At 61.8% G+C, this 17,350-nt stretch carries 7 protein-coding genes; 1 reads left to right on the top strand and 6 read right to left on the bottom strand.

Annotated elements, in window-relative coordinates:
• Positions 1-30: 30 nt before the first annotated feature.
• Positions 31-10,836 (bottom strand): autotransporter-associated beta strand repeat-containing protein, encoded by a 10,806-nt coding sequence (locus tag ACHEXK_RS06095; protein ID WP_416548482.1) that lies wholly within the window; start codon positions 10,834-10,836, stop codon positions 31-33.
• A 19-nt stretch (positions 10,837-10,855) separates the two neighbouring features.
• Positions 10,856-12,202: a ShlB/FhaC/HecB family hemolysin secretion/activation protein gene (locus ACHEXK_RS06090; protein ID WP_416548481.1), complete on the bottom strand. Its 1,347-nt coding sequence runs from the start codon at positions 12,200-12,202 to the stop codon at positions 10,856-10,858.
• A 361-nt stretch (positions 12,203-12,563) separates the two neighbouring features.
• On the opposite strand from ACHEXK_RS06090, the gene ACHEXK_RS06085 reads away from it, so the two are divergent.
• Positions 12,564-13,706, top strand: a complete 1,143-nt coding sequence (locus ACHEXK_RS06085) for a hypothetical protein (protein WP_416548480.1) — start codon at positions 12,564-12,566, stop codon at positions 13,704-13,706.
• A 149-nt stretch (positions 13,707-13,855) separates the two neighbouring features.
• Here ACHEXK_RS06085 and ACHEXK_RS06080 read toward each other — a convergent pair whose 3' ends face one another.
• The 4 genes from ACHEXK_RS06080 to ACHEXK_RS06065 all read right to left on the bottom strand — a co-directional run bounded on the left by ACHEXK_RS06080 (position 13,856) and on the right by ACHEXK_RS06065 (position 17,348).
• A complete protein-coding gene (locus ACHEXK_RS06080; RefSeq protein WP_416548479.1) occupies positions 13,856-15,022 on the bottom strand; it encodes a branched-chain amino acid ABC transporter substrate-binding protein in 1,167 nt (388 codons plus the stop codon).
• Positions 15,023-15,135: 113 nt separating this feature from the next.
• Positions 15,136-15,420: a hypothetical protein gene (locus ACHEXK_RS06075; RefSeq protein ID WP_416548478.1), complete on the bottom strand. Its 285-nt coding sequence runs from the start codon at positions 15,418-15,420 to the stop codon at positions 15,136-15,138.
• Entirely contained in the window at positions 15,417-15,851 is a 435-nt protein-coding gene (locus ACHEXK_RS06070; protein ID WP_416548477.1) for a DNA polymerase III subunit chi, read from the bottom strand. Before ACHEXK_RS06070 ends, ACHEXK_RS06075 begins: the two co-directional genes overlap by 4 nt.
• Positions 15,852-15,860: 9 nt before the next feature.
• A complete protein-coding gene (locus ACHEXK_RS06065; RefSeq protein WP_416548476.1) occupies positions 15,861-17,348 on the bottom strand; it encodes a leucyl aminopeptidase in 1,488 nt (495 codons plus the stop codon).
• Positions 17,349-17,350 lie beyond the last annotated feature (2 nt).

Genomic DNA, 17,350 nt, shown 5'->3' with positions numbered 1-17,350 from the left:
GAACCAGGCCAACATAGGAAATACGTCCAATCAGGGTAAAAGTCGAAGGTTGATCAAATTCAGGAAGTTCACCGCTTCCATGGTTTCCTCCTGAAGCGTCACGCTCTTGGAGTGCCTGACCTTTTGCTTGGTCGAGGGACTCCGCAGCGAAGGCACCGCATCAAAGGATTGCGTCATCTCACTGGGCGGTGGCAACAAAGCATCACGCTCAGGCTCACGCGGAACGATTTTGTTTTCAGCCAACAAGGGGTTTTGAGCGCCCACCTTATCGACCACGGCGCTGCCGAAATCCCGAATGGGTTGGCTCGGGAGTGTTCGAATGGCCACTTGGGGCCGATTCATCGACTCGGAGACCATGCGACGGGCCTTCGCACCCTCGCGCACAGCACTCACCGATGCTGAACGGGTGATTTGGGTAGCCGCCCGTTGGGCTTGCGATCGAGCAGCAGCGAGACGACTGGAAACAGCAGCAGCTCGGGCTGCGGCCACACTTCTGGGCGGTAGTGCGCGGCCTGCAGAGGCGGCACTGGCGGTCTTGTTCTTACCGGGCTCTGGCGATTTTCCACCTGCAGATTTGACTGGGCGACCAGCGGGGTCCTGTTTGGCCCCCCCCGGATTGGCTCCTTGACCGCTCGCTGCAGGGCTGCTGACAGGCGCCGCTCCAGCGGAGGCCGGTGGCGCCGTGGCCGCTGGAGCGTTAGCGGCTCGCGCTGGAGCTGCTGTGGGTGTTGCTGCAGCGGGTGCAGTTGTGGTCGGAGCCGCTGTGGCTGGTGCCGCAGTGCTGGGGCCAGGGGCTGGTGAAGACTGAGCGGGTGCTGCCGCAGCTGGAGCAGCTGCTGCAGGCGCGGCCCCCGAAGCATCCGCAGGCGCTGCTGCTGGCGCAGCCGCCGCAGGTGCAGCCGCTGCAGGGGCAGTCGCTGGCGCTTCAGCTGCAGGAGTGGAAGCAGGAGTGGAAGCAGGGGTGGAGGCAGGAGCCGAAGAGGCGGCTGGCGCGGAAGATGGTGCGGGGGAAGACGCTGCTGGCGCAGCGCTGACCGGCGCAGCAACCGGCGCCGAAGGCGGTGGTAAGGCAGGGCTTGGCGCAGGCGCAGGCGCAGGCATGACTTTGGGTACGGCAGTCAACACACTGCTCACCGATTGCGTGACCAAGGTCACCTGGTTGGCCGTGATGCTGGCCGTCGTCTGGGCCGAGGTATCCAACAACACATAGTTCGAAGCATCGGCGCCACTGAGCGCCAATGCGGTGATGTTCACCAATTTGTTGTTTCCCGCCACACTGTCAGTGAATCGTCCCACAGCACCGTTCGCGACAAGCAACTGATCGTCCAATAACTTGCCAGAAAAAGCTGCGCCAGAGGTGTCCAATTCGGCATCTAACAACCCATCAAAGCTCTTATCGGCTGCGGTGATGCCCGTGATTCTGAAGATCGGGGCCGGCAAAATCTGGCGGCTCACCGCAGCCACCACCGGCTGCGATCCCAGCACGTAGTCGCCCGCTTGCCCCGCCACCGCGTTGCCCGCTGTGCCGTCTTTGGCGCCCACGCCCGCGCCCGTCACCGCGCCCAGCGCTGCCGTGCCACTGGCGCTGATGCTGCGCGCACCGGCGTGCGCGTCGTTGAACGCCAAGCCCATCGCGCTCACATCCAGTGCCACCGCATCCCCGTTGAGCGCGCCAATGGTGCTGCCCGTGAGGCTGGAGCCCGTGGCCACCAGGTAGCCGTCGTACGTCTTGTCCGCGCCCGCTATGCTGGCCAAGGCCTGCAGCTGGGCCGGCAAAATCTGTCGGCTCACCGCAGCCACCACCGGCTGCGATCCCAGCACGTAGTCGCCCGCTTGCCCCGCCACCGCGTTGCCCGCTGTGCCGTCTTTGGCGCCCACGCCCGCGCCCGTCACCGCGCCCAGCGCTGCCGTGCCACTGGCGCTGATGCTGCGCGCACCGGCGTGCGCGTCGTTGAACGCCAAGCCCATCGCGCTCACATCCAGTGCCACCGCATCCCCGTTGAGCGCGCCAATGGTGCTGCCCGTGAGGCTGGAGCCCGTGGCCACCAGGTAGCCGTCGTACGTCTTGTCCACGCCCGCTATGCTGGCCAAGGCCTGCAGCTGGGCCGGCAAAATCTGGCGGCTCACCGCTGCCACCACCGGCTGCGATCCCAGCACGTAGTCGCCCGCTTGCCCCGCCACCGCGTTGCCCGCTGTGCCATCTTTAGCGCCCACGCCCGCGCCCGTCACCGCGCCCAGCGCTGCCGTGCCACTGGCGCTGATGCTGCGCGCACCGGCGTGCGCGTCGTTGAACGCCAAGCCCATCGCGCTCACATCCAGTGCCACCGCATCCCCGTTGAGCGCGCCAATGGTGCTGCCCGTGAGGCTGGAGCCCGTGGCCACCAGGTAGCCGTCGTACGTCTTGTCCACGCCCGCTATGCTGGCCAAGGCCTGCAGCTGGGCCGGCAAAATCTGGCGGCTCACCGCTGCCACCACCGGCTGCGATCCCAGCACGTAGTCGCCCGCTTGCCCCGCCACCGCGTTGCCCGCTGTGCCATCTTTAGCGCCCACGCCCGCGCCCGTCACCGCGCCCAGCGCTGCCGTGCCACTGGCGCTGATGCTGCGCGCACCGGCGTGCGCGTCGTTGAACGCCAAGCCCATCGCGCTCACATCCAGTGCCACCGCATCCCCGTTGAGCGCGCCAATGGTGCTGCCCGTGAGGCTGGAGCCCGTGGCCACCAGGTAGCCGTCGTACGTCTTGTCCACGCCCGCTATGCTGGCCAAGGCCTGCAGCTGGGCCGGCAAAATCTGTCGGCTCACCGCAGCCACCACCGGCTGCGATCCCAGCACGTAGTCGCCCGCTTGCCCCGCCACCGCGTTGCCCGCTGTGCCGTCTTTGGCGCCCACGCCCGCGCCCGTCACCGCGCCCAGCGCTGCCGTGCCACTGGCGCTGATGCTGCGCGCACCGGCGTGCGCGTCGTTGAACGCCAAGCCCATCGCGCTCACATCCAGTGCCACCGCATCCCCGTTGAGCGCGCCAATGGTGCTGCCCGTGAGGCTGGAGCCCGTGGCCACCAGGTAGCCGTCGTACGTCTTGTCCGCGCCCGCTATGCTGGCCAAGGCCTGCAGCTGGGCCGGCAAAATCTGGCGGCTCACCGCAGCCACCACCGGCTGCGATCCCAGCACGTAGTCGCCCGCTTGCCCCGCCACCGCGTTGCCCGCTGTGCCGTCTTTGGCGCCCACGCCCGCGCCCGTCACCGCGCCCAGCGCTGCCGTGCCACTGGCGCTGATGCTGCGCGCACCGGCGTGCGCGTCGTTGAACGCCAAGCCCATCGCGCTCACATCCAGTGCCACCGCATCCCCGTTGAGCGCGCCAATGGTGCTGCCCGTGAGGCTGGAGCCCGTGGCCACCAGGTAGCCGTCGTACGTCTTGTCCGCGCCCGCTATGCTGGCCAAGGCCTGCAGCTGGGCCGGCAAAATCTGGCGGCTCACCGCTGCCACCACCGGCTGCGATCCCAGCACGTAGTCGCCCGCTTGCCCCGCCACCGCGTTGCCCGCTGTGCCGTCTTTAGCGCCCACGCCCGCGCCCGTCACCGCGCCCAGCGCTGCCGTGCCACTGGCGCTGATGCTGCGCGCACCGGCGTGCGCGTCGTTGAACGCCAAGCCCATCGCGCTCACATCCAGTGCCACCGCATCCCCGTTGAGCGCGCCAATGGTGCTGCCCGTGAGGCTGGAGCCCGTGGCCACCAGGTAGCCGTCGTACGTCTTGTCCACGCCCGCTATGCTGGCCACGGCCTGCAGCTGGGCCGGCAAAATCTGTCGGCTCACCGCTGCCACCACCGGCTGCGATCCCAGCACGTAGTCGCCCGCTTGCCCCGCCACCGCGTTGCCCGCTGTGCCGTCTTTGGCGCCCACGCCCGCGCCCGTCACCGCGCCCAGCGCTGCCGTGCCACTGGCGCTGATGCTGCGCGCACCGGCGTGCGCGTCGTTGAACGCCAAGCCCATCGCGCTCACATCCAGTGCCACCGCATCCCCGTTGAGCGCGCCAATGGTGCTGCCCGTGAGGCTGGAGCCCGTGGCCACCAGGTAGCCGTCGTACGTCTTGTCCGCGCCCGCTATGCTGGCCAAGGCCTGCAGCTGGGCCGGCAAAATCTGGCGGCTCACCGCAGCCACCACCGGCTGCGATCCCAGCACGTAGTCGCCCGCTTGCCCCGCCACCGCGTTGCCCGCTGTGCCGTCTTTGGCGCCCACGCCCGCGCCCATCACCGCGCCCAGCGCTGCCGTGCCACTGGCGCTGATGCTGCGCGCACCGGCGTGCGCGTCGTTGAACGCCAAGCCCATTGCGCTCACATCCAGTGCCACCGCATCCCCGTTGAGCGCGCCAATGGTGCTGCCCGTGAGGCTGGAGCCCGTGGCCACCAGGTAGCCGTCGTACGTCTTGTCCGCGCCCGCTATGCTGGCCAAGGCCTGCAGCTGTCTGGGCGCAATGGTCACCGGTGCATTCGTTGCATTGAGGGTGGGGAGCTTGTAATTCACCGCAAGGCCTCCCGACAAATCGGTGGCATCGCTCAGGGTCAAACTGGTGATGCGGTTTCCTGGACTGAGCACATGCGCTTGGCTGCTTCGTGCATCGCTGTAGGTGAGGGTTTCCAAACCCACACCTGTCCTGATCTCTACCGCGCCGGGCCCCAGAGTCAGCAGACCGTCATACGTCTTGCTGGCGGAGAGCTCAACCTCCTTCGGCAAGATCTCACCGATTGCCCCTGTCGCCGTGGCGCTGTTCAAGCGGTAGCCAAATACCGTTGCAGCACCCCGGGAGGCGGACACCACAGTGACTCCGCTGGCCTCTACAGTTTTTTGGGTACCCACATCCTTGATGCCCGGTCCAGTACCCGCCGTGGTGAATTGGGCGATGTTGGGGGTGTTCAGCTGAATCTGGTCACCATCGACCGCTCCAGATACTTGAAACTGACTGGACGAGACAGTGGCCTGGACGCCACCGTCATAGACGCGCGACACCGCACCAGTCAGATTGACTGAAAGCGTGGGGGCCAAACTGAAGAGCATGGCATGCCCTGAGCCTGCTGGAAGGGTCGCGCCATAGTTGGCTTGGTACTGTTTGTAGGCATAGGCCAAGTTTCCCGAAACATCACCCACAGTGGCATCAAACGGCGTGGCATTGCTGCTCCAAACTTGCCAGACGTGACCCGCTGTGGTGAGTAATGCGCTGGGGCCGGCCTGATTGACGAAACGCTGCGCCACCAGGGTCAGACCGCCTGCCCCAGCGCTGACTTGCTTGCCCGAAGCGATGCTCAGAGTGCCTGCAGATTTCAGCAGAACACCACCCGCCGCAGTCGTCGTCAAATTGGCATTGATGGCCAAATCACCCGCGTTCACAGTCACTGGACCGGCCACACTGAGAGGAGCAGCCAAGGAGAGGGCTGCGCGGTTGTCGTTTTTACCAAGCACCAGGCCCGACAAACCATTGACAGGCCGGTCAAAGCTCATGTTGTCAAGTGTGAAGCTGTTACCCACCGACTCGATGGACAAGGTGCCGCTCCCCTGAAATCCGCTGGTCAACAACTGAGGCGTGTCGCTGGCAATGCGCAAATGGCCGCCGCTGATGGTGGTGGTGCCGCTGTAGGTGTTGGCACCACTCAATGTCAGCTGCCCGCTGCCCAACTTGGTCAAGCTCCCCCCACTGCTGGTGAGGTTGCCCGTCAGTGTCACGTTTTGGCCATTCGTATCCAAACTGTAGGCCTGATTGGCTGCGGTGTTGAAGCGGCTGCTGTAGTCTTCGGTATTGACCGCAGAAAACTTCAGCGTACCCCCGGCAAAACTGATGCTGCCCGTGCTGCCCAAGGCCCCAGACGAACCCAGCGCCAGGGTACCTGCGTTGATGGTTGTGCCGGCGCTGTAGGTGTTGGCACCACTCAAAGTCAGCTGCCCGTTGCCCAGCTTGGTGAGAGAGCCGCCGCTGCTGATGAGGTTGCCGGCCAACGTGACGTTTTGACCATTGGTGTCAATGCGAAAGGCTTGGTTGGCGGTGTTGCTGTAGCGGGCAGAGTAGTCGGTGGTGTTGGCTGCACCGAACTGAAGCGTGCCGCCTTCAAAAGAGATGCTGCCGCTGCTGCCCAGTGCGCCGCTTGAGCCCAGAAAGAGCGTACCGCCACCGATTCGCACACCCCCCGTGAAACTGTTGCTACCGGACAGCACCAAAGTGCCCGAACTGACCTTGGTCAGAGAGCCGCCCCCTGTCATGTCGCCACTCAGGGTGACAAAGTGTCGTGCGTCAATCGTGCTGGCGGCACTCCAGGTGACCGGGCCCGTCCAAATTTCACCAAAGCCATTTGTCCCGAGAACGGTTCCGCCATTCAGAACCAGTGGGTTGGCCAAGGTACTGCGATCGGTCCATAAGGTCGCAGAGCCGTCCACGCTGATGCTGCCGCTGCCAAAGGCGGTGCGGGTTCCGCTGCCGGCGCCACCGAAAAGCGTACCAGCCTGGACCGTGGTGCCGCCGCTGTAAGTGTTTGTGCCGCTCAAGGTCAGTGCGCCTGTGCCCAGTTTGGTCAAACTGCCGCCGCTGCTGATGAGGTTGCTCGCAAAAGTCACGTCGCGCCCATTGGTGTCGATGCGCAAGGCCTGGTTGGCGGCTGAGCTGAAACGGCCAGAATAATCGGTGGTGTTACTGGCACCATACTGGAGGGTGCCACCGGCAAAGCTGATGGTGCCCGTGCTGCCCAAGGCCCCGGACGAGCCCAGTGACAGTGTGCCCCCACTGAGGGTGGTACCGCCGCTGTAGGTGTTGGTGCCGCTCAAGGTGAGTTGGCCGCTGCCCAACTTGATCAAGCTGCCCCCACTGCTGGTGAGGTTGCCCGTCAATGTCACGTTTTGGCCGTTCGTATCCAAGCTGTAGGCCTGATTGGCTGCGGTGTTAAAGCGGCTGGCGTAATTGGTGACATTGCTGGCAGTGAACTGCAGCGTCCCCCCCGCAAAGCTGATGCTGCCTGAGCTGCCCAAGGCACCGGACGAACCCAGCGCCAGTGTGCCTCCACTGAGCACAGTGCCGCCGCTGTAGTTGTTGGCACCACTCAAAGTGAGCTGCCCACTGCCCAGCTTGGTGAGAGAGCCGCCGCTGCTGACGAGGTTGCCGGCCAGCGTGACGTTTTGACCATTGGTGTCAAATTTGAAGCGCTGGCTGGCACCCGTGCCGAAGCGGCTGCTGTAATCGGAGGTGTTGCTGGGTCCAAACTTGAGCGTGCCCCCCCCAAAGGTGATGACGCCCAAAGTCCCCAAGGCCCCGGATGAGTCCAAAGCCAGCGTGCCGGCATTGATGGCTGTACCACCGCTGTACGTGTTGTTTCCGCTCAGTAGCAGCTGTCCTTCGCTCAACTTGAGTAGATTGCCCGTACCGCTGAGGGGTCCGCTGAGGGTCATGTAGGCGCCCACATCCACCGTGGCCACGCCCGTCAAGGTCACGCCACCGCTCCAGTTCTCACCAAATCCATTGGTGCCTTTGAGTGTGCCGCCATTGAGCACCAGGGCATTGGCCAAGGTGCTGCGGTCGGTCCACAAGGTGGAACTGGCCGCGACGGTGATGCTGCCGCTGCCAAAGGCGGTGCGGGTTTCACTGCTCGCGCCACCAAAAAGCGTCCCGGCCTGAACCGTCGTGCCTGAACTGTAGGTGTTGGCGCCACTCAAGGTGAGTTGGCCGCTGCCCAACTTGCTCAGGCTGCCCCCCGTACTCGTCAGGTTGCTCGCCAACGTGATGTTTTGCCCATTGGTGTCCAGGCTGTAGGCCTGGTTGTCCGCCATGCTGAAACGACTGGAGTAATCGGTGGTGTTGTTGGCGCCAAATTTCAGTGTGCCACCAGCGAAGCTGATGAGACCGGCGCTCCCCAATGCCCCGGCTGAACCCAAGGACAGGGCGCCCGCGGAAAGGACCGTGCCACCGCTGTAGGTGTTGCTGCCGCTGAAAGTGAGGCTGCCACCTGTCGCGTCCGTCCTCAAACTGCCGTTGCCACCGATGGCGCCGGTCAACGTGACCGCAGCCGGTGCCAAGGTCAGTGTGCCGTTGCTGGTAAACGTGTGAACCGTGAAACCGCTGGCACTGCCGGTGCCTTCAGCCACGCTGGTACCACCCGAGCCAGCTTGTGGTCCCCGGTAGCGCGCCACCACGATACCGGCTGAACCTTTGCCGACCACATTGCTACCTGGTTCTGCGCCACCGCCGCCGGAGCCGGTATTGGCCACGGCATTTTGGCCCGCACCATCGTTGCCAGTGGCACCCGCACCACCAACGCCAGAGCCACCTGCGCCGCCACTGGTGAGAGCTGCGGCGGTATTGGTGCCACCGCCGCCGCCGCCCGCGTAGTAATTCAGGACGCCGGTGATGGCCGAAGCTGTGCCCAAGCCGCCGTCGCCGCCTTGTCCATACCCGTCCGCAGCAACGACGGAAGCACCACCCGCTCCGCCTGAACCGCCGCCCCCACCACCAGCGCCGTAAGCGTTTCGGTTGGACGCACCGCCACTGAATCCTTGACCAGGGGTGCCTGTGGCCACGGTGACATTTCTGGAGTCAAAAGATGAGCCGCCGCCTGAGCCGCCGTTCGTGCCGGCGGCATTTGAACCATGTCCGCCCGCACCACCACCCAAGGCCGTGAGGCCGAATGCGGTGGTGGAACCACCCTTCTGAGTGGCAGATTGGCCTCCTGAACCGACCACGACGGTATAGTCGGCACCAGCCAAATTGCTGCTGCCGGCCAGCAGACCACCCGCCCCCCCGCCCCCACTCTTTCCGCCAGCGCCACCACCACCGACGATCAAATAATCCACTTGGCTGTCCAGGGAAATGGTGGCTGCGCCGTTGAGCGTGATGGCGTTACCAAACTGGGTCACACCTCGACCGAACTTGAGTGAGGCATTGCCGATGCTCAAGGGCGAACTGCCCAACGCGGTGTTGGCATACACACCCAGCGTGCCCATGGTCAGGGTGGTGCCACCCGAGTAGGTGTTGCTGCCGGTCAGTGACACCTGCCCGCTGCCGCTGTTGTGGATGTTCAGGGCGAATGGACCGTCCACCAGACCGCTGAGGGTGAGGTCACCAACAGCCGACGCATTCACAGTGATGTTGTTGGCCAGGGTGATCGCGCCACTGACATTGGACGAGGCAGCGCTGCTGTTGAGCAGCACACCGGTTTCGGACAAGCCGGTGCCCGACAAAGACAACGCATTGGCCAAGCTTTGCCCATTCAAGTCCAGCGCTGCACCGCTGCTCACCGTGACGACGCCCGTCCCAAAGGGACCGCTGGTGACAGCCCCCAGGGTTGACACCCCCGCTTTGAGCAGGCCCGAAGTGATGCTGGTGCCACCGCTGTAGGTGTTGCTGCCACTCAAGGTCAGCGCTCCGGCGCCTGTTTTGACCAGCGCGGCCGCGCCGCTGAAGGCACCGCTGTAGGTGCTGTTTCCGCCCTGATTCACCGTCAAAGCCTGCCCTGCGCCGCTCAGGACGATACCGCCAGCGCCGCTCAGGCCACCAGTGCCGGCGTTGATGTCCAGACTGCCGGACACAGCGCTGATGTTGGCCGAAACATGGACGCTCCCTTGTGCGTCCAGTGTGAGTTTGTTGGCAGCACTCCAGCTGACAGCATCTTGCACCAGGATGTCGCCCGCTGTCCCGCTGGTGCCTTGGGTGTTGAGGATCGTGACATGGCCGCTCTCGAGGCTGGCGCTGAGCTGGGCGCCCGTGGCGTTGCCTGCACTCGCAGCGATGATGAAATCAACAGGGTCAATCAACCAGTGACCCGATGCCCCCCCTGCGGACTGTGTGGTGACCTTGGCACTGTGGGCCACCGTGACCCGGGCTGCGGAGGTTTCAATGAAACCGCCTTGGCCACCATGGGGTGCCGATGCATCCAGGGTACCGGCCACGCGCATATCGCCTTGGGCCATGTCGCCGAGCAACAAAATGCGCCCTTCACGCGCCTCCAAGGTGCGTGCTCGCACCACACCTTCATTGTTCACCACCGTTGACAAAAGGGCATTGGCGCCACGGGAGGTCATGAGCACAGCCCCCCCGTCGGCACGGATCAGGCCTTGGTTCTCGACCAGGGCGTTCAGAGCACCTTGGTCAACCTGAACCTTCAGCAACCCATTGCCAGAAAAGGCCAAACTCACCTTCTCGCCCGCTGCAAGGACCACATTGCCAAGGTCCGCCTGCAAGGTGCCCGTGTTGCGCACCTGAGGGGCAATGAGGGCGATCACGCCGCCGTCTGCCTGGATCTGGCCGTGGTTGGCAACGCCCCCCGCCGTTGAAGAGCCCGAAAGAAGCAAGCGGCCAGCGAGAAAATCGGCATCGGTCAAGTTCAGCGTACTGGCCAGCAAGGCCCCCACATTGACCTGTGCACCTGCACCAAAGACAACACCCGATGGATTGATCAGGAACACCTGACCATTGGCCGTCATCCGTCCGTCGATCTGGCTGGCGACACCGCTTTGAACCCGGTTGAGCGCTGTACTGGAGGAGCCCGGCTGCACAAAGCTGACGCTGGCGTCTCGGCCAATGTCAAAACTGCTCCAATTGAGCACCGCCTTATCGCTGGACTGCCGCAGGACCAAGGCGTTCGCTGAGCGCTCCATCGACACGGTGCCAGCGACCACCTGCGATTGACCAGGCAACTGGGTAGGCGACAAATTTTGCGCTTGCACCACGCCCAGGAGTGCGCCCGTGACACACACGCCCGCCAAGCCTCGCGCCAAGCGCTGGCCCCGCCCTTTGCCGCGTCCTGTCGCCGTTTCCGGCACGGCCACAAGCCCAGCGCTGAGTTCACTCCAGATCAGACGGAAAGCGTGATTCATACGGGCTGCGTCTGTGCACTCAGTAGTCGATGTTCAACACCATCAAGACTCGGCTGCGACCCGCCTTGCCATCGCTGTTGTTGCCATCTGTGCTTCGGCCTAGATTGCGTCCCAGAGCCCGAGCCCAGGTCACGGCCAAACTCCAAGCACCAGGCTGGGACACGTTCAGGCCCAAGCCCACACCGCTGAGGCTGTATTGGTTCAAACCGGAGGCACTGTCGATCAACTGATCACCGGAATGGTGAACCCGGATACGTCCCCAATCGTAAAACCCCGACAACTCCAAACGATGGGAGGATGTGGGCCAAACCCAGGGGTGCGTCACGGTCAGGCTGGTCACCATACCGCTGTCGCCAGCGCCCTCACCACCAGGGTAGGCCCGAATGCCACTGTTGCCACCCAATGAAAACTTCTCGGAACCTTCGAGGTTGCGCGCCGCTTGTTGACCATTGAGCGAGAACTCTGCCGTCCAACGCCCAGCCAAGGGCTGGGTTTGTTTGTACGCGTAGAGCCATTTGTGGAAGTCACCATGGGTGCGGGCGCCGGCTTGGTCCTGCTCGAGCACGTCGGGCAAACGCGAAAGGTCCATGTGGCCGCGCTCAAGGCCCAAGGACCAGTCATTCGAGCCTGCGCCCAACCACCCATCTGTGGTTTGCCCGCTCAAGCCCAGCGACAGGACCTGGGCGACCTTGTCCCCCAATCGTTCACCCATGGCTGAATCGACAAAAGCCTTGCGGTCAAATCCCAAGCGTGCACGCAACTTGGAAGTTGGGGTCAAGTGCAAGGGGTAACTGGCATTCAGGCCCCACATCAATGCCCGCCCCTGCAGACCCAGGTCGGCCATGTCACCACCCACGCGGTAACGCAAAGTCGTGAGTGAGCTTCCCAGCTTCAAACCGGCATCACCCACAGGAACTGACATCTGGGTCGTGAGCATGGCAATCCCGGAACTGCCCACCGCATTGAAAAGCAGCGAGTCACCGAGCCCCAGAGGACTGTTGAAAGTGAGCAAGCCCGTCGCTCTTTCAACGCCGGTGTAGGGTCCGCCAAAGTTATCCAAAGTCAGACCGCCCCCCACAAAAGGGGCCTCCTGGGCCTCAATGGTGAGCCTCGAACTGCCGGACTGACCGCCACGATCCAGAGAGGCGGTGACGCTGAGACCGCTCAGCTCCCCTGCTCGCAAGAGCCCCTCTTCCAGCCCCTTCGCATTCAGGCGCATTTGTTGCGCCACGATGGGCGCAGTCACCATGGCCCGGATCCGTTCAGCACTGACACGCTGTGCACCACTGACCACCACCCCCTCCAAACCATGTCGCTTACGGTGCAGGCGATGGCTGGTCCATCCGTCCTGGGCTGACTGGCTCATTCATTTGTGGTGATTCCGATATTTTTGGTGGCGATCCCAAACGCAAAACGAGCAAAGCTTGTTATGCATCCAGAAGTCCCTCTAGACCTCAAGACCCGAACCAACAATGGAGGGAAGATGCTTATGGCTCTGTTGGCAAAGACACTGTCGTTTGGTACGGGGTAGATGGGCGGTACACCTACAACGTCCGAAGCGGTCAATTCAAATGTGGCAGCGGCATGGGCGAGCCTTGGAAAGGTCGAGCCAAATACTGCTTTGTGGCGAATCTCTGGTAACACCGACCCTTTGGGTCGCATTGGCTCATCGCCTTTTTCTTTTTTGGGCTCAGCCCTTCAGGCTGCTCATGTCGTCAGGAACTAAAATGACACAAAAAACTGCACACCGTCCATTCCTCAACAGCAAAATCGCTTTTGCCCCGACTCTGATCGCCCTGAGTTTGGGTTTGTCCGTTCTGCTGCCCATCAATGCGCAAGCAGGTTGTAACGCCCAATGCGCCTTCCGTAAGGTGTCCAAGCCCATCAAAACAGTGGCCAATGGCGGGATCAAATTCGCAACGAACCAAGGTCAACAGTTGGCCTCTTTCACGCAAGATGAATTCAACTTTGTTCGAAATAGCAGCACCACGTTGATGAATGAAACCTCGGCAGGGCTCAACAACGCCTATGACGCCACCATGTCGAGTGTTTCGCAGTTTTTCACAGCCGAGTTGGAGAAACTCCTGCGCCAACAAGGCAAAGCCTTTGTCAGGAAAAACGGCACCACCATCAACCGCATCGGCAGTGGTGTGAACAGCATGTCGGATCAAGCCCGAGCAGCCATCAAGCGCATCGTCAAAGCCATGCCCAGCAAGCAAATGACCAGCAACGTGATGGCCGATTTGCAACTGCTGAGCAAAGAGTTGGGGTTTACCGAATTGGGTGGCTCCGCGAAAAACTCGTCTTGGGGCATCACCTTCAATACGGATGCGGGCATTGGACCTGCCGGGGTGGCCACCGGTATTGGGATTGCCCTCAATGTGCTGCCTGAGTCGGATGGCTCCGTCAAAGGTGCCTTGTTGACCAACATCGGCGCAGCCGGTGGCATCGACGCGGGCGTGGCCCAATCGGTCACCATCTTTTGGCAGCCCGGCACAGCATCCGAGAGCACGGGCTTGGCTTTAGGCTTCAGCATGGCGGGCGGCGTCGAGGGCCTCGGCATGGGTCTTGATTTGTCTTTTGGTATCCCTGTGGATGGGCAAAATTACAAATCCATGATGACTTGGGGACAAGGCGTGGTCAGCAGTTTGATCCCCTCTGTCGCCTTCACCGTCGATATTCCAGGCTTGACCCCGACCATTGCCCATGTCAGCTACGACATGAATTTGGGTTGGACTCAGAAAGTTATCGACTTCACCATCAGTCCTTCTGACCTTTGTCAATTCACCTCAAGCGTGGTCAACGGCGTCACCAGCACCAAGCTGATGTCAAGCTCGTCCTGCCCGGGCGCTGCAGCGGATGCCAAGTAATTGGTTTCATGGGAGGGTGCAAAGCCCTAGCGGTTGGCCAAAGCCCCACAACGACAAAAGCCTGCACAAGTGCAGGCTTTTTTGTGGGTGTTCAGCGTTGGTTTGAATCAGTCGCTGAAATCGCCCCCGAATCATCGGGGGCTATCAGATCAGCGGACCACAGCGATCTGTGAACGCTCGCCACCTTTGTAAGTGTAGAGGGTCAAAGCGCCGTTCTTGATGTCGCCTTTTTCATCAAATGCGATGTTGCCTGTAACGCCTTTGTAGTTGATTGCCTTCAACACAGGCAGGTACTTGGCGGGATCGGCTGAACCGGCAGTCACCATGGCGGTGGCCATGACTTTGACAGCGTCGTAGACGTAAGGGGCATACACCTGAACGTCGGCGTTGTACTTGGCTTTGAAGTCTGCACGGAACTTGTCCATGCCCACTTTTTGCTCGCCTTCCACGCCACCGGCTTCAGCGCAAACCACGCCTTCGTCCTTCATGGCGTCGCCGGCCAACTTGGCCAACTCGGAGGTGCAGATGCCATCACCACCCATGAACTTGGCGTCGATGCCCAGGGATTTCATCTGACGCAGCATCGGACCTGCCACAGCATCCATACCGCCGAAGAACACCACGTCAGGCTTCTTGGCTTTCAAAGTGGTCAAGATGGCATTGAAGTCAGAGGCTTTGTCTGTGGTGAATTCGTGGCCCACGATGGTGCCACCCGCCGCTGTGGCGCCTTTTTTGAATTCTTCAGCCACGCCTTGGCCATAAGCTGTACGGTCGTCGATCACCGCAATGTTTTTGCCCTTGAGGGTTTCCACAGCGTACTTGCCCAATGTGCCACCCAAGTGCACATCGTCAGCCACAACACGGAATGCGCCGGCATAGCCCTGGCGGGTGTATTTGGGGTTGGTGGCGGATGGCGAGATTTGGGGGATACCAGCGCCGTTGTAGAGCTGGGATGCGGGAATGGTGGTGCCGGAGTTCAGGTGACCAATCACACCGTTGACTTTGGCGTCGACCAGCTTTTGAGCCGCAGCGGTGCCTTGCTTGGGATCGGCTGCGTCGTCTTCGGCGAGCAACTCAAACTTGATGGCTTTGTCGCCAAATTTCAGACCGGCAGCATTGAGTTCTTCAATGGCCATGCGCGCACCGTTTTCATTGTCCTTGCCCAGGTGAGCAATGGCTCCGCTGACAGGACCCACGTGACCGATTTTGATCACTTGGGCATCCGAAGCGGCATCTTTTTTGCCGCAGGCTGCCAAAACGACTGCAGCAACGGCCACAGATACCAAAGTCAACTGACGCGTACCAGAAAATTTCATGGAAACTCCCAAAAAAAATTGCTTCAATCAAGCAAGCGCTAAAGATACTGCAAAACAAGACATTTTGCAGCTAGGGAAAACCAAAATCAAAGAAATAGCTGGGGGAAAGTCGTTCAGAGGGGACCCGCCTTCCGTTCGCCGCGCTTGCGCCAAGCTTCACGCAGGCCTGTCCGTACCAGCTCGGTGGTCATGCGCTCGATTTCAGGGCGCAAGGCCTGGAGCAAGTGGGTCTCCAAGGACATCCAATCGGCCTTGTCCTGTGCTCTCGCATCCAAAGCCTCGCGCATGGCAGGAGAAACAGCCTCCTGTGGCACCACCGTCGTCAAAACCGGAATAACGCCAGTCGGCCCGTCCGATGCGTGGGCATCCCACGGAGATGGGGTGCTCAAACCGCTCATGAGGCCTCCAACTTGGACAAGTCGTGCTGAATCAACGCATAGCCTTGATGGGTGTAGTGACGCCAACGCTGGCGTGCCATCATGCGCCCATGCTCGTCAGTCGCGACAATCTCAACCAGGCGGGGAAATGCGTCAAAACCTGGGGGCACCTCATCACCCAAATTCACCAACACATCCATGCCGCTCAACTGATCGGGATCCCCGTGCAAGCGAATAGGCGAAGCTTGTTGGATTTCCGGGTCATCGGCAGCGGTGCTGTGCGGTAGAAAAGAAGCCTCAGAAAACGACCAAAGCGCCACATCGAGTTGCCGCAGACTCGCCTCAGAACCGACCACCCCCACCCGAAGGGCTTGCGCATGGACTTTGCGCAAGAGCCGGCAGGTGTACTGCAAGCGCTCGCGGGCATTGAAGTGAAAATCAATCTGCGTCATCAAAGCCCGTTACTTCCGGTGGCTGCTGGACAAGCTGGGGGTTTTTTGTTCCGCTTGAATCAACAAATAGTTCAACAGCAAGGCAACAGGTCTGCCTGTTGCACCCTTGGCCGCACCGCTGCGCCAAGCCGTCCCGGCAATGTCCAAGTGGGCCCAGGGGTAGCGCGACGCAAAGCGCTGCAGAAATTTGGCCGCCGTGATCGCACCGGCTTGCCGACCTGCCACGTTGGCCACATCGGCAAAACGCGACTTCAGGCCTTGCGCATAGTCTTCATCCAGTGGCATGCGCCAGCACAGATCCCCAGAAGCCTCACCTGCCAACTGCAGCATTTCAGCCAAGGCATTGTCACTGGTGAACAGTCCGGAACGGACCCCGCCCAGTGCGATCACACACGCGCCAGTCAAGGTGGCGATGTCGATCACCGCGTGGGGCTTGAACCGTTCAGCATAGGTCAATGCGTCGCACAACACCAAACGCCCTTCGGCATCCGTGTTCAATATTTCAATGGTTTGCCCCCCCATACTGGTCACGACATCGCCCGGTTTCACGGCTGAGCCATCGGGCATGTTCTCGGTGGCAGGTATCAGGCCCACCACGTTGAGAGCCGGCTTGAGTTGACCGAGTGCTTGGAAGACCCCCAACACGCTGGCGGCACCACACATGTCAAATTTCATTTCATCCATCTCGGCCGCAGGCTTCATGGAAATGCCACCTGTATCAAAGGTGATGCCCTTGCCCACCAGCACCACGGGCGCTTGAGAGGCCGCCGCACCGTTGTAGCGCATCACGATGAAGCGCAAAGGCTCCACCGACCCCCGAGCGACCGCCAAAAATGCCCCCATGCCCAGCTTGGCGACCTCCTTGGGGCCCAAAACTTCACATTTGAAGCAGGCCCCTTTGGCGATGGATTTGGCCGCATCGGCCAGCATGGAGGGGGTGGCGTGGTTGGCGGGCCGGTTGGCCCACTCTTTGGCCACTTCGACGCCGGACACCAAAGCCTGCGCATGGGCCACAGCCGCGCGCTGCTCTGCATGGATCACTGGCGCGCTGAAAACAACCGTCTTGAGCGCTCTGGGTTTGGGTTGACTCAATGTGCTGGTGTAGCTGTAACTGGCATCGGCCAATGTGCTGGCCAGCACGTGCACAGTTTGGGCTGACATGTTGAATGGGGCATGCACCCCGAGGCGCTTGGCTTTGACTGACTTCAAAACCGTCCAAGCCGCTTTCATTGCCGTGCCAACATCCGCTGTGCTGCCATCGGCCACAGATACAACCACGAGGTGCCGGGTTTTCACCCCAGGGTGTGCGTACAAATACAGCGAGGCACCCGGTTTGTGCTCAAAATCACCCTGCTGCATGGCTTGCTTGAGCAAGGCGGCAATGGGGTCCTTGCTGGCGATCAGATCCGCATCTTGGGCCGGCCACAAGAGCACCAGCGCATCCAGATCGTCACGAAGCACCGATGACAACGCGCGCTTTTGAATTTCGAAGTTCATAA

Source organism: Limnohabitans sp. DCL3 (assembly GCF_048019295.1).
Taxonomy (GTDB): domain Bacteria; phylum Pseudomonadota; class Gammaproteobacteria; order Burkholderiales; family Burkholderiaceae_C; genus Limnohabitans_A.
The sequence above is the reverse complement of the archived record's forward strand: the minus strand, read 5'-3'. Positions and strand labels throughout refer to the sequence as shown.

Excerpts from the sequence above, each read along its gene's own strand:
- ACHEXK_RS06095 (WP_416548482.1), bottom strand. The coding sequence starts at position 10,836 with ATGAATCACGCTTTCCGTCTGATCTGGAGTGAACTCAGCGCTGGGCTT.
- ACHEXK_RS06090 (WP_416548481.1), bottom strand. The coding sequence starts at position 12,202 with ATGAGCCAGTCAGCCCAGGACGGATGGACCAGCCATCGCCTGCACCGT.
- ACHEXK_RS06075 (WP_416548478.1), bottom strand. The coding sequence starts at position 15,420 with ATGAGCGGTTTGAGCACCCCATCTCCGTGGGATGCCCACGCATCGGAC.
- ACHEXK_RS06080 (WP_416548479.1), bottom strand. The coding sequence starts at position 15,022 with ATGAAATTTTCTGGTACGCGTCAGTTGACTTTGGTATCTGTGGCCGTT.
- ACHEXK_RS06065 (WP_416548476.1), bottom strand. The coding sequence starts at position 17,348 with ATGAACTTCGAAATTCAAAAGCGCGCGTTGTCATCGGTGCTTCGTGAC.
- ACHEXK_RS06085 (WP_416548480.1), top strand. The coding sequence starts at position 12,564 with ATGACACAAAAAACTGCACACCGTCCATTCCTCAACAGCAAAATCGCT.
- ACHEXK_RS06070 (WP_416548477.1), bottom strand. The coding sequence starts at position 15,851 with ATGACGCAGATTGATTTTCACTTCAATGCCCGCGAGCGCTTGCAGTAC.